This window comes from Gilliamella sp. ESL0441 (assembly GCF_019469185.1).
Lineage (GTDB): Bacteria > Pseudomonadota > Gammaproteobacteria > Enterobacterales > Orbaceae > Gilliamella.
Window position 1 is genome coordinate 2334832 of record NZ_CP048264.1, and the last position, 13180, is coordinate 2348011.

A 13180-nucleotide genomic window follows, 5' to 3' on the forward strand; every position below is an offset into this window, starting at 1 on the left:
CCCATTAAACTTTTTCATTTTGCATAACTTTCAATATTTGTTAGCATAACCCAATTTATTTTACATATTAAACAGAAAAATCATGATAGTATTTGATTCCATTCAAGTTCGCTTAGGCATTAATCTACTTTTAGATAATGCCTCTGCTACCATTAATCCTAAACAAAAAGTAGGGTTAGTTGGGAAAAATGGTTGCGGAAAATCCACCCTCTTCTCATTAATAAAAGGCGAAATTCAAACGGATGCAGGCAGCTTAAGTTTTCCATCACAATGGCAATTAGCTTGGGTTAACCAAGAAACACCAGCGTTGGATATACCCGCTATTGAATATGCTATTGATGGTGATCGTGAATATCGACAGCTAGAACAAAAGCTAGCTATCGCCAACCAACAAAATAATGGTGAGCAAATTGCTAATATTCATGAAAAACTGGATAACATTGACGCATGGACAATACGAGCAAGAGCCGCCACGTTATTACATGGTTTAGGATTTTCTAACGAGCAACTACAATTACCAGTTAAATCCTATTCAGGTGGTTGGCGTATGCGTTTAAATCTAGCTCAAGCACTTATGTGTCGTTCAGATCTACTACTACTTGATGAACCAACCAATCACCTTGACTTAGATGCGGTTATTTGGCTGGAAAAATGGCTGAGTAACTATCAAGGTACATTAATTTTAATCTCACATGATCGTGATTTTTTAGATCCATTAGTCAATAAAATTATTCATATTGAACAAAAAAGTTTATTCGAATATACCGGTAACTATTCATCATTTGAAGTTCAGCGTGCAACTAAATTAGCACAACAACAATCACTTTATGAGAGCCAACAACAAAAAGTCGCACACCTACAAAGTTACATAGACCGCTTTAGAGCCAAAGCAACCAAAGCCAAACAAGCTCAAAGTAGAATAAAAATGCTAGAAAAAATGGAACTCATTGCCCCTGCACATGTAGACAATCCTTTTCATTTTAATTTTAAACCTTCTGAATTTTTGCCAAGTCCATTACTGATGATGGACAAAGTTGTGGCAGGCTACGATGATAAAATCGTGCTTGAAAAAATTAAATTAAATCTTGTTCCGGGTTCACGCATAGGCTTACTGGGTCGTAATGGTGCTGGTAAATCAACCTTAATAAAATTATTAGCGGGCGAACTTCAACCTAAAGAGGGGCATATTAATCTCGCTAAAGGTGTTCAATTAGGCTATTTTGCTCAACATCAATTGGAATATTTACGTGCCGATGAATCACCACTTTGGCATTTAACTCAGCTTGCTGATCCAAAAATAACAGAACAGGAATTGCGTAACTATCTGGGTGGTTTTGATTTTCATGGTGATAAAGTGAATGAACCAGTTAAAACATTTTCGGGCGGTGAAAAAGCTCGGTTGGTTTTAGCGCTAATTGTGTGGCAAAAACCGAATCTATTATTACTTGATGAACCCACTAACCATTTGGATTTAGATATGCGTCAGGCATTAACTGAAGCACTTATAGGCTTTGAAGGTGCTTTAGTCGTTGTATCGCATGATCGCCATTTATTGCGCTCGACAACGGATGAATTTTATTTAGTGCATGATCACAAAGTCGAACCATTTGATGGCGATCTTGATGATTACCAAAAATGGCTTGCCGAAGAACAAAAAGCAGAAAATAAACCAGATACCGTTAACGTAGCCAGTAAAAATGATAGCATTCAAAATGTTTCCGCCACCGATCGCAAAGAACAAAAACGCCGTGAAGCAGAATTAAGAGCACAAATGCAACCCATTAAAAAAGAGCTACAAAAAATGGAGCAAAAACTTGAGCTATTAACTGAGCAATTACAAAATATTGAACAGCTACTAGCGGATCCTGCTATTTATGAAAACGATAAAAAATCAGCGTTGACCGAATTACTACTTAAACAAAGTAAAATTAAAAGCGAACAAGAAGACACTGAAATGAACTGGTTAGATTTACAACAACAACTTGAAGATTTTCAATTAAACTAACTTTCACTTATTAGGTATAAAAAAGAAGTGCACAAAATATTAATAGTATGAGCCTTAATTCAATACTGATAAATGTCAGGTAGTTAAACGTATTTCAACTGTTTATTCTGTGCAAAAAAAAATCACAGTTTTTTGCTGTGATTTTTTATTCTTAATTGAACGAAACTTATTCAATTAAAATTAACTTTTTTCAACTTGACTAAAATCAAGCTCAACAGGTGTTGAACGTCCAAAGATTGAAACTGAAACTTTCAGGCGACTTTTTTCATAATCAACTTCTTCAACTACACCATTAAAGTCTGCAAATGGACCATCATTAACGCGTACCAATTCGCCTGGCTCAAACAACGTTTTAGGACGAGGTTTATCGCCAACTTGTTGTAAACGATTCATGATAGCATCAACTTCACGTTGGCTTATTGGCGCAGGTCTGTCAGACGTACCGCCAATAAATCCCATGGTTCTTGGTACGCTTTTAACTAAGTGCCAAGTTGCATCATTCATCAACATCTCAACTAAAACATAACCGGGAAAGAATTTACGTTCACTTTTACGTCGTTGACCACTTTTCATTTCAACAACTTCTTCGGTAGGCACAAGCACTTCACCAAAAGAATCGTCCATATTATGTAATTTGATGTATTCACGTAATGATTGTGCAACACGTGCTTCATAGCCAGAATAGGCTTGAATAACATACCAGCGTTTTTGTTGTACTTCACTCATATTAACGACCTATTGATGTTAAAATTAAGACAACCCAACGGAATAAATTATCCATTCCCCAAAGGGCTAAACCAACGACTACTGTAACAGCTACAACGAGCAAAGTTGTCTGTGTAGCATCTTTACGAGAAGGCCATACCACTTTTCTTAACTCTTTTCTTGATTCTTGCAAAAATACAAGGAATGACTTACCCTTGTTAGTTGTAACTGCAATAAATAAAGTCAACAGTGAAATCACACTAACCGCAATAATACGGACAATCGTATTAGGTTGATATATATCATTAGGTCTAGCAAAATAAAAATTTCCCCAGACAATAAACGCAAGCAATACTAGAATTAAAATCCACTTGAATTTATCTAGATTCCTGTTTTTATCTTGACTCTCGTTACTTACCAGCATATAAAACCTATTAGTATGTTATTTATAATAATATCTATTTTCCAAAATGTTCTTTTTGGTAAAAACATTTTGCTAAACAGACCAGACAAGAAAGGGCATCACATGATACCCTTTCAAAAGTTATTAAATATAAATTATTTAATAACCTTAGCAACAACACCCGCACCAACAGTACGACCACCTTCACGAATCGCAAAACGTAAACCTTCTGCCATCGCGATTGGGTGAATTAATGATACTGACATTTTGATGTTATCGCCTGGCATTACCATTTCTACGCCTTCCGGTAATTCGATTGTACCAGTCACGTCTGTTGTACGGAAGTAGAACTGTGGACGGTAACCTTTGAAGAATGGAGTATGACGACCACCTTCATCTTTACTTAAGATATACACTTCTGATTCGAAATCTGTATGTGGGGTGATTGAACCTGGTTTTGCTAATACTTGACCACGTTCGATTTCTTCACGTTTAGTACCACGAAGTAATATACCAACGTTTTCCCCAGCACGACCTTCGTCTAATAATCTACGGAACATTTCAACACCAGTACAAGTTGTTTTTGCTGTTGGTTTGATACCAACGATTTCAACATCTTCACCAACTTTGATAATACCGCTTTCTACACGACCTGTTACCACTGTACCACGACCTGAAATTGAGAACACGTCTTCAATTGGTAATAGGAATGGTTTGTCGATATCACGTTGTGGCTCTGGGATATAAGTGTCTAACGCTTCCGCTAATTCAACAATTTTATCTTCCCATGCTGCATCGCCTTCTAACGCTTTTAATGCTGAACCACGAATAACTGGTGTATCATCACCCGGGAAGTCGTATTGAGATAGAAGTTCACGTACTTCCATTTCAACTAATTCTAATAACTCTTCATCATCAACCATATCACATTTGTTTAAGAATACGATGATGTAAGGAACACCTACTTGACGACCTAAAAGGATGTGCTCACGAGTTTGTGGCATAGGACCATCAGTTGCTGCTACTACTAAAATAGCACCGTCCATTTGCGCCGCACCAGTGATCATGTTTTTAACATAGTCAGCATGGCCTGGGCAGTCTACGTGTGCGTAGTGACGATTTGGTGTGTCGTATTCAACGTGTGAAGTATTGATGGTAATACCACGTGCTTTTTCTTCTGGTGCGTTATCGATTTGATCGAATGCACGAGCTTGTCCGCCGTATTTTTTAGCAAGAACAGAAGTAATTGCAGCAGTTAAAGTTGTTTTACCATGGTCAACGTGGCCGATTGTACCAACGTTAACGTGGGGTTTTGTACGTTCAAATTTTTCTTTAGACATTTATTGTCCCTCAAATGTAATACAAATCGGTGGTGAATCACCACATTAACCAAGTATTATATTTTATATCAACATAATACTAACTTAAAATTAGCTCTGAATAATAACAGATAAAGCTGTCAAGTGACAAGCTTTTAAGCAGTCAAATTTGATATTTTTAGAAGTTTAGGAAAGTAACAAGAATGGTGCTGATAGGCAGATTTGAACTGCCGACCTCACCCTTACCAAGGGTGCGCTCTACCAACTGAGCTATATCAGCAATTGGAGCGGGCAGCGGGAATCGAACCCGCATCATCAGCTTGGAAGGCTGAGGTAATAGCCATTATACGATGCCCGCATGTTCAAACTCGGCTACCTAAATGCTTCAATTAGCTATTGCTAATGTTAGATATATGGTGGTGGGGGAAGGATTCGAACCTTCGAAGTGTGACACGGCAGATTTACAGTCTGCTCCCTTTGGCCGCTCGGGAACCCCACCCCGAATCTTTTTAAATTTGTCTACTTAGGAAAATGGTGCCGGCTGCCGGAATCGAACTGGCGACCTACTGATTACAAGTCAGTTGCTCTACCTACTGAGCTAAGCCGGCCTAAGTGCTGCGCATTATGGACTAGAACATTTAACCTTGCAAGCAAAAAAAACAAATTTTATTTTGTTTGCTTAAAAAAAAATCAAAAACATAAAAAAACCCTGAAATATAGACAATTTCAGGGTTTAATTTAATCAAAAATAATTTTTTAGATTATTTCTTTTTTACCGCTTTTTTCTTAGTAGTAGAAGCTACACCTTTAGCCGCTGTATGCACAGCAACATCTTCACTGATATCACCCTTATCTTGATATGGACGACCATAATAGGTATCAAGCAAGATTTGTTTTAGTTCAGCAATTAAAGGATAACGAGGATTTGCACCAGTACATTGGTCATCAAATGCATCTACAGCAAGTTGGTCAACTTGTGCTAAGAACGTTTTTTCATCCACACCAAACTCTTTTATAGAGAATGGTATTTCAAGATCTTTTCTAAGTTGATCTAACCAACCAATTAATTTCTCAACTTTCTTCTCATCTTTATCCGCTGCAGCCGTTAAACCTAAATGATCAGCAATTTCAGCATATCGACGAATTGCTTGAGGATAACCATATTGACTAAATGTACCTTGTTTAGTTGGCTTATCTGTTGCATTAAAACGGACAACATTGCTGATGAGCATTGCATTAGCCACACCATGTGGAATATGGAAAGCTGCACCAATTTTATGCGCCATTGAGTGACAAATACCTAAAAATGCTTGAGCAAAGGCAACACCCGCTAATGTCGCTGCACTGTGTACTTTTTCGCGAGCGATAGGATTTTTAGCCCCTTCTTTATAGCTTGCCGGTAAATAGGACTTAAGCATACTTAAAGCTTGTAATGCTTGACCGTCAGAAAACTCTGTTGCCATTACTGACACATAAGCTTCTAAAGCATGAGTTACCGCATCATAACCGCCAGCAGCACAAAGTGAACGTGGCATATTCATCACTAAGTTAGCATCTACAATTGCCATATGAGGCGTAACAGCATAATCGGCTAACGGATATTTTTGTCCGGTTGCATCATCCGTCACAACCGCGAATGGCGTCACTTCAGAACCGGTGCCTGATGTTGTGGTAACACAAATCAATTTTGCTTTTTTGCCCATATTCGGGAAATGACAAGCACGTTTACGAATATCCATAAAACGTAATGCTAATTCATCGAATTTAGTTTCTGGGTGTTCATAAAGAACCCACATGATTTTTGCAGCATCCATTGGTGAACCACCGCCTAAAGCAATAACAGTATCAGGCTGGAATGCTCTCATTGATTCAGTCCCTTTACGAACAACACTTAAGGTTGGATCAGCTTCAACATCAAAGAATGTTTCACAAAGAACACCTTGTGACTCTAATTGATCGGTGATTTGTTTTGAATAACCATTGTTAAATAGGAATTTATCGGTGACTAAAAAGACTCGTTTTGCGCCTTGCTCAACGACTTCATTTAAAGCAATAGGAAGTGAGCCACGTTTAAAATAGATAGAACTTGGTAATTTGTGCCATAACATGTTTTCTGCTCTCTTAGCGATTGTTTTCTTGTTAAGTAAGTGTTTCGGTCCAACATTTTCAGATACCGAGTTACCCCCCCAAGAACCACAACCTAATGTTAGTGACGGCGCTAAATCAAAATTATATAAATCGCCAATACCACCATGCGCAGCAGGTTGGTTAATCAAAATACGGCAGGTTTTCATTTTTTTGCCAAAATAATCGATACGTTCACGATTGCTATCTTGATCGGTGTAAAGAACGGAAGTATGACCCATACCACCCATTTCAACTAATTTTTCAGCCTTTTCTACTGCTTCAGTAAAATCTTTAGCTTTAAACATAGCTAACGTCGGTGAAAGTTTTTCATGCGCAAACGGTTCAGATAGATCAACTTTGCTCACTTCACCTACTAGTACTTTTGAACCTGCTGGTACTTTAAAACCTGCTAATTCAGCAATTTTGGTCGCCGGTTGACCAACGATATTAGCATTTAAAGCACCCTTGTCATTTAAAATGATACCTTGAACGGCTTTTGTCTCTTTAGCATTTAAAACGTATGCACCGTATTGTGTCAACAAGCGACGTACTTCGTCATAAACAGAATCAACCACCACGATAGCCTGTTCAGAGGCACAAATCATACCATTATCAAACGTTTTAGACATCAGAACGGAAGCCACTGCTCGTTTTAAATCCGCTGTTTCGTCAATGATGACAGGCGTATTACCTGCGCCAACACCTAATGCAGGTTTACCTGAACTATAAGCTGCTTTCACCATACCCGGGCCACCGGTTGCTAAAATTGCAGCGACATCATCATGATGCATTAAAGCATTTGATAATTCGATAGATGGCTCATCAATCCAACCAATAATATCTTTTGGTGCACCAGCTTTGATTGCTGCATTTAGAACAATTCTGGCTGCTTCAATAGTTGATTTTTTTGCTCTAGGATGAGGAGAGAAGACGATTGCGTTACGGGTTTTAAGACTGATAAGGGATTTGAAAATAGCGGTAGAAGTTGGATTGGTCGTTGGTACTATTCCGCATATGATCCCTAAAGGTTCGGCTAGCGTAATAGTTCCAAAGGGTTCATTTTCTGCCACTACGCCACAAGTTTTGTCATGACGATATTTGTTTAGAATATATTCTGCAGCAAATAAGTTTTTAATCACTTTATCTTCTACAATCCCCATACCCGATTCAGCAACAGCTTGTTGGGCTAGTGGAATTCTCGCAGCTGCAGCAGCTTTTGCAGCCTCCGTGAAAATTTTATCCACTTGTTCTTGAGTATAAGTTGAATAAGTTTCCTGTGCTTTTTTTACACGGGCCATTAACTCATTTAACTCATTCATATTAGTTACTGCCATAGATTACTCCTTGAAATTAAAAAATAAATCTGAATCGTTTGGCGTCTTCCTTGAATCTTTTAAATGCCTATGCATAATAACAAAACGAAATTGCCGTTATCGTAAATCAGTTTTTTACTTTATACAATAAGATCTTGCAGAAAAATAAATGTTATTGAAATAGATGAGCGATATTCCTAATATTAGATAAAAGAAATTAATTTTTGAGATTTTTAGATAAAAAAAACTATTTTACTTAGGTAAAATAGCTTTTTTTAAATATGCTAAATTTTTTCGAAGAAATAAAAAGTTCACTTAAATTTTTGATAATTTGTCCAGTACATAACTAACAGCAACAAATCCAAAACTTGCCGTAACAGTCGTCACTGCGCCAAAACCTGATTCACAATCCATTTTTTTAGTGCCATGCGCTTCACTTTTCGTAAAACAGATTTGTCCATTCTCCGCCGGATATGTCAGTTGTTCTGTTGAGTAAACACAAGGTATCGAATATTTACCTTTACTATCTTTATTCAATTTATAATCGTTCTTCAATCTTTCTCGTAATTTAGCTGCCAAAGGGTCTTGAATGGTTTTAGCCAAATCAGCAATTTTAATCTGTGTTGGATCTTTTTGCCCACCTGCGCCACCAATAGTAATGACTTTCAATTTTTGTCGTCTGCAATAATTAAGCACGGCCGCTTTATCACGCACACTATCAATAGCATCAATGATATAATCATAACGAGGCAAGTTTTGAGCACCTAAATAATCTGAAACATTATCAATGTTTATAAAGTCATCAATTTGATTAACAATACATTCAGGATTAATTTGTAATATTCGCTCAGCCATGACGGCGGTTTTAGCTTTACCTATATTTGTGGTTAAAGCATGAATCTGGCGATTGGTATTAGTCACACAGACATCATCCATATCAATCAAAGTAATTTGCCCGATACCACTGCGAGCAAGGGATTCAGCTACCCAAGAACCAACACCACCAATCCCTATTACACAAATATGTGCACGAGCAAAACACGACAATGCGGATTGACCATACAACCGAGCAATGCCACTAAAACGTTGAAAATAACTGTCAGAAAATGTGTTATGCATAATTACCACTGATTTATCGAAATGTTGAAATACTAGCAGTGCATAAAGATTAACGCAACTAACGCTACTATTCTTGTCATTGAGGTTATCGGTATTAGACTCATAAATTAACTATTTACGACCTAATTTTAATATCTCTTGTGCCATTTGTTTAGTATGGGTTTGCATATATTTTACTAAATGGTCTTTTTTTTCATTGAGTAGAATGAGATAAAAACGATTACGAGCCAAATGCGTTGATTCATCATAAGTACTGACAATTAAATAACCTATACCATTTTTTTCATCCGTTCCTACGGCATAAGAAACGTTACCTTCTTGAGTGACTTTCGGATCAGACGAACGCATTGCGATTTGCAATTTAAAGAGTTTTTGAGCATCTTGAGCATTGGCAACGATATCATCCATAATGATGAAATAATCTTCATAATAGGTTGCTGATTTAGGATCTTGCATGTACATAATTGCACGCTTATCATTAGGATTACCTGAACCACTATCGCGACTTTGATTATATATATAATAGGTTTTATTGTGGAAATCTAATTTTTTTGGTAAATCATAAGCGGGTAATTTTTGATTAATTACCGTTAACATCGGACCATAGTTGCCAGGTTGATAATTACTTTCTAAAATCCCACAACCAAACAATAATATTGAGATAAAACTGACTATAACTTTTTTCATTTTTGTTTCCTTTTATTTTTTATCAATTAATTTTAGATAAGTAAGAAAAATGAGACTAACTGATTTATTATCAAATAGCATCCGTGTGATTGCTCATTATAGGGATACCGTAAAATGAAGGAAAAAAATCACGTTTTGGATTATCAGAAAGAAATCAATAGACAGAAAGTCATGTGATACCTTGTCTTTTTTGATATACAAGGCATCACAAAATAATCGCTTAGTTTTTGAAAGAGTGAATCGGAGCAGGAATACGCCCACCACGATTAATAAAATCAAATGAACTATATTTATTTACTGGCATCACAGGTGCATGACCCAATAACCCACCAAATTCAATATTATCACCCACTGTTAAACCAACCGCAGGAATGATGCGAACAGCAGTGGTCTTATGATTGATGACGCCGATTGCTGCTTCATCTGCAATAATAGCAGATATCGTTTCAGCTGGTGTATCACCCGGAATAGCAATCATATCAAGCCCGACCGAACAAACACAGGTCATTGCTTCTAATTTTTCTAAATTGAGTGCCCCCTTATTTACCGCATCAATCATCCCAGCATCTTCTGACACAGGAATAAATGCCCCACTTAAACCACCTACATGACCACATGCCATGACCCCACCTTTTTTGACAGCATCATTAAGCATCGCCAACGCCGCCGTTGTACCATGGGTTCCAACCACTTCCAGTCCCATTTCTTCTAAAATATGGGCAACTGAATCACCTATTGCAGGCGTTGGCGCTAAAGATAAATCAACAATACCAAATTTAACGCCTAAACGCTCCGAAGCCTCTTTACCAACAAGTTGTCCCATACGGGTAATTTTAAAAGCCGTTTTTTTGATTGTTTCCGCAACCACATCAAAAGGTTGACCTTTTACTTTTTCGAGTGCTCGCTTAACCACACCAGGCCCACTGACACCTACATTAATGACACAATCTGCTTCGCCTACACCATGAAAAGCCCCAGCCATAAACGGATTGTCCTCAACAGCATTAGCAAACACAACTAATTTTGCACAAGCCATACTGCTATTATCCGCCGTTAATGCGGCCGCCTCTTTAATAATATGCCCCATCTGTTTTACGGCATCCATGTTGATACCGGTTTGCGTAGAACCTACGTTAACCGATGAACAAACGCGTTCTGTTTGGGCAAGAGCTTGTGGGATGGATTTAATCAAAATTTCATCACCTTTATGGTAACCTTTCTGCACTAACGCCGAAAATCCACCAATAAAGTTCACCCCCACCGCTTTAGCAGCTTGATCAAGTGTTTTTGCGAACGCAACATAATCACTATCATTACTTGCTCCTGCAATTAAGGATATTGGTGTAACAGAGATACGTTTATTAATAATTGGAATACCAAATTCAGACGTAATTTGATCACCAACTTTTACTAAATTTTTGGCTAATTTAGTAATTTTGTCATAGATTTTTTGACGGGCTTTTTCACCATCGCTATCAATACAATCAAGCAAAGAAATACCCATGGTTATTGTGCGAATATCAAGCTTTTCTTCCTCAATCATTTTAATTGTTTCGAGGATCTGTTTGGTTTCCATTAGTACTATCCTTCAGTAAAAATTATTGAATAAAATTTAAAGACGATGCATTGCATCAAATATCTCTTCGCGTTGAATATTTACTTTAACTTTAAGATTTTCGCCTGTTTGCGTTAAAGTATTTTTAACATCATCAAATGAAACATCGATTTTTGATAAATCGAGTAACATAATCATCGTGAAATATTCACCCATGATAGTTTGAGATACATCTAAAATATTAATATTTAATTCATATAATTTTTGACTTATACCAGCAATAATTCCGGTCTGGTCTTTTCCTATGACAGTTAAAATGGTTTTCATCACATACTCCGCACAAATTTTGGACAATCAAAAGATATTTACTTGGTTGATTATAATAACATCTTCAAAAATTATCGAAATAGGAGTAGATTGTTTTTTTGTTAAAAATAAAAAAACATTAAAATAAATAAGAAGGGCAACATTATGAAAAATTTCCAAAAATCAAATAAATTGGATCATGTCTGTTACGACATCCGTGGACCAATTCTTGAGCATGCAAAGCGTCTTGAAGAAGAAGGTCAAACTATACTAAAACTCAATATTGGAAATCCTGCCCCTTTTGGTTTTGCCGCACCTGATGAATTATTAGTTGATGTCATCCGTAATTTGCCTTCTTCACAAGGATATTCCGATTCAAAAGGACTTTACTCTGCACGTAAAGCTATTATGCAACACTATCAAGCCAGAGGAATAACAAGTTTAGATGTCGAAGACATTTTTATCGGCAATGGAGTTTCTGAACTTATCGTACAATCGATGCAAGCATTGCTCAATAGCGGTGATGAAATCTTAGTTCCTATGCCAGATTATCCATTATGGACAGCTGCAATTAGTTTATCTGGTGGTAGTGCTGTTCATTACCTTTGCGATGAAGAAGCCAATTGGTCGCCCGATTTAGAGGATATTAAAAGAAAGATCACCCCTAAAACCAAAGGAATTGTCATTATTAATCCTAATAACCCAACTGGTGCCGTTTATAGTAAACAACTTTTACTTGATATTGCAGAAATTGCACGTCAAAACAATCTTATTATTTTTGCTGACGAAATTTACGACAAAATTTTATATGATGATGCTGTTCATCATTCAATAGCCGCTTTAGCGCCCGATTTATTTGTCGTAACCATGAGCGGACTATCCAAAACTTATCGTGTTGCAGGTTTTAGGCAAGGATGGATGGCACTTTGTGGCCCGAAACAACATGTAAAAGGATACATTGAGGGGCTAAATATGTTGGCGTCAATGCGATTATGCGCCAATGTACCATTGCAACATGCCATTCAAGGTGCGCTTGGCGGTTATCAAAGTATTAATGAATTTATTGTTCCTGGTGGTCGTTTATATGATCAATGTATGCTTGCATGGCGCATGTTAAATGATATCCCAGGGGTAAGTTGTACTAAACCACAAGGCGCATTGTACTTATTTCCTAAACTTGATCAGCAAAAATTTAATATTCACAATGATCAGAAATTGGTTTTAGATTTTCTATTGCAAGAGAAAGTTCTTTTAGTACAAGGCAGTGGTTTCAACTGGCATAAACCCGATCATGTCAGAATTGTTGCGCTTCCACATATAGGTGAATTACAAGACGCTATTGAACGTTTTGCTAAATTTTTATCAAATTATCAACAATAAAACGAATTAACTCCCAATTTTAGTTGGGAGTTTTAAATCTGTAACACTACGCAAAATTGTTTAATTCCATTCAATGAATGATAATAAAAACTTTCAGTATTATGCTTAAACTCATTAATACTGCTCTATTTATGCTAACTAATTAATATGACAATATTAATTTATTAACTGGCACTCTATTTTATTTATATCTCTACAACTCTAGTCATTTTCAGTGTTCTAAAACTAAAATCTATTCACATGAAATAATAATCTGGAATG

The 13180-nt window shown here is 36.8% G+C and carries 10 protein-coding genes and 4 tRNA genes; 2 read left to right on the plus strand and 12 right to left on the minus strand.

Features of this window, described 5'->3' with window-relative positions; all coding sequences use genetic code 11:
* The first annotated feature begins 82 nt into the window (after positions 1-82).
* A complete protein-coding gene (locus GYM75_RS10385) occupies positions 83-2005 on the plus strand; it encodes an ABC transporter ATP-binding protein (RefSeq protein WP_220215883.1) in 1923 nt (640 codons plus the stop codon).
* Between the two features lie 180 nt (positions 2006-2185).
* On the opposite strand, the gene nusG is transcribed toward GYM75_RS10385, so the two are convergent.
* From nusG to GYM75_RS10445, 12 genes are all read right to left on the minus strand, one after another.
* On the minus strand, positions 2186-2731 hold the full coding sequence (gene nusG / locus GYM75_RS10390) for a transcription termination/antitermination protein NusG (protein WP_220215884.1): 546 nt from the start codon (positions 2729-2731) through the stop codon (positions 2186-2188).
* 1 nt (position 2732) lies between these two features.
* Complete coding sequence (gene secE, locus GYM75_RS10395; RefSeq protein ID WP_220215885.1) at positions 2733-3134, minus strand: preprotein translocase subunit SecE; 402 nt, start codon at positions 3132-3134, stop codon at positions 2733-2735.
* Between the two features lie 134 nt (positions 3135-3268).
* Positions 3269-4453: an elongation factor Tu gene (gene tuf / locus GYM75_RS10400; protein WP_220215886.1), complete on the minus strand. Its 1185-nt coding sequence runs from the start codon at positions 4451-4453 to the stop codon at positions 3269-3271.
* 183 nt (positions 4454-4636) lie between these two features.
* Positions 4637-4712, minus strand: a tRNA-Thr gene (locus tag GYM75_RS10405).
* 3 nt (positions 4713-4715) lie between these two features.
* Positions 4716-4790 (minus strand) — tRNA-Gly (locus GYM75_RS10410).
* Positions 4791-4846: 56 nt separating this feature from the next.
* A tRNA-Tyr gene (locus GYM75_RS10415) sits at positions 4847-4931 on the minus strand.
* Positions 4932-4964: 33 nt separating this feature from the next.
* Positions 4965-5040: transfer RNA gene (locus GYM75_RS10420), tRNA-Thr, on the minus strand.
* A 153-nt stretch (positions 5041-5193) separates the two neighbouring features.
* The gene (gene adhE / locus GYM75_RS10425) at positions 5194-7893 is read right to left on the minus strand and encodes a bifunctional acetaldehyde-CoA/alcohol dehydrogenase (RefSeq protein WP_220215887.1); all 2700 of its coding nucleotides are present in this window, start codon (positions 7891-7893) and stop codon (positions 5194-5196) included.
* Between the two features lie 294 nt (positions 7894-8187).
* Complete coding sequence (tcdA, locus tag GYM75_RS10430; protein WP_220215888.1) at positions 8188-8991, minus strand: tRNA cyclic N6-threonylcarbamoyladenosine(37) synthase TcdA; 804 nt, start codon at positions 8989-8991, stop codon at positions 8188-8190.
* Positions 8992-9102: 111 nt separating this feature from the next.
* Positions 9103-9678 (minus strand): hypothetical protein, encoded by a 576-nt coding sequence (locus GYM75_RS10435; RefSeq protein WP_220215889.1) that lies wholly within the window; start codon positions 9676-9678, stop codon positions 9103-9105.
* Between the two features lie 220 nt (positions 9679-9898).
* Entirely contained in the window at positions 9899-11254 is a 1356-nt protein-coding gene (locus GYM75_RS10440; RefSeq protein ID WP_220215890.1) for a PFL family protein, read from the minus strand.
* A 36-nt stretch (positions 11255-11290) separates the two neighbouring features.
* Positions 11291-11560 (minus strand): ACT domain-containing protein, encoded by a 270-nt coding sequence (locus GYM75_RS10445; protein WP_065558707.1) that lies wholly within the window; start codon positions 11558-11560, stop codon positions 11291-11293.
* Between the two features lie 144 nt (positions 11561-11704).
* Between GYM75_RS10445 and GYM75_RS10450 the strand changes: the two genes are divergently transcribed.
* On the plus strand, positions 11705-12919 hold the full coding sequence (locus tag GYM75_RS10450; RefSeq protein WP_220215891.1) for a pyridoxal phosphate-dependent aminotransferase: 1215 nt from the start codon (positions 11705-11707) through the stop codon (positions 12917-12919).
* The last annotated feature ends 261 nt before the right edge of the window (positions 12920-13180 follow it).

What these genes read in the sequence shown, in the direction of transcription:
- GYM75_RS10385 (WP_220215883.1), top strand. Translation starts at nt 83, where the DNA reads ATGATAGTATTTGATTCCATTCAAGTTCGCTTAGGCATTAATCTACTT.
- nusG (WP_220215884.1), bottom strand. Translation starts at nt 2,731, where the DNA reads ATGAGTGAAGTACAACAAAAACGCTGGTATGTTATTCAAGCCTATTCT.
- secE (WP_220215885.1), bottom strand. Translation starts at nt 3,134, where the DNA reads ATGCTGGTAAGTAACGAGAGTCAAGATAAAAACAGGAATCTAGATAAA.
- tuf (WP_220215886.1), bottom strand. Translation starts at nt 4,453, where the DNA reads ATGTCTAAAGAAAAATTTGAACGTACAAAACCCCACGTTAACGTTGGT.
- adhE (WP_220215887.1), bottom strand. Translation starts at nt 7,893, where the DNA reads ATGGCAGTAACTAATATGAATGAGTTAAATGAGTTAATGGCCCGTGTA.
- tcdA (WP_220215888.1), bottom strand. Translation starts at nt 8,991, where the DNA reads ATGCATAACACATTTTCTGACAGTTATTTTCAACGTTTTAGTGGCATT.
- GYM75_RS10435 (WP_220215889.1), bottom strand. Translation starts at nt 9,678, where the DNA reads ATGAAAAAAGTTATAGTCAGTTTTATCTCAATATTATTGTTTGGTTGT.
- GYM75_RS10440 (WP_220215890.1), bottom strand. Translation starts at nt 11,254, where the DNA reads ATGGAAACCAAACAGATCCTCGAAACAATTAAAATGATTGAGGAAGAA.
- GYM75_RS10445 (WP_065558707.1), bottom strand. Translation starts at nt 11,560, where the DNA reads ATGAAAACCATTTTAACTGTCATAGGAAAAGACCAGACCGGAATTATT.
- GYM75_RS10450 (WP_220215891.1), top strand. Translation starts at nt 11,705, where the DNA reads ATGAAAAATTTCCAAAAATCAAATAAATTGGATCATGTCTGTTACGAC.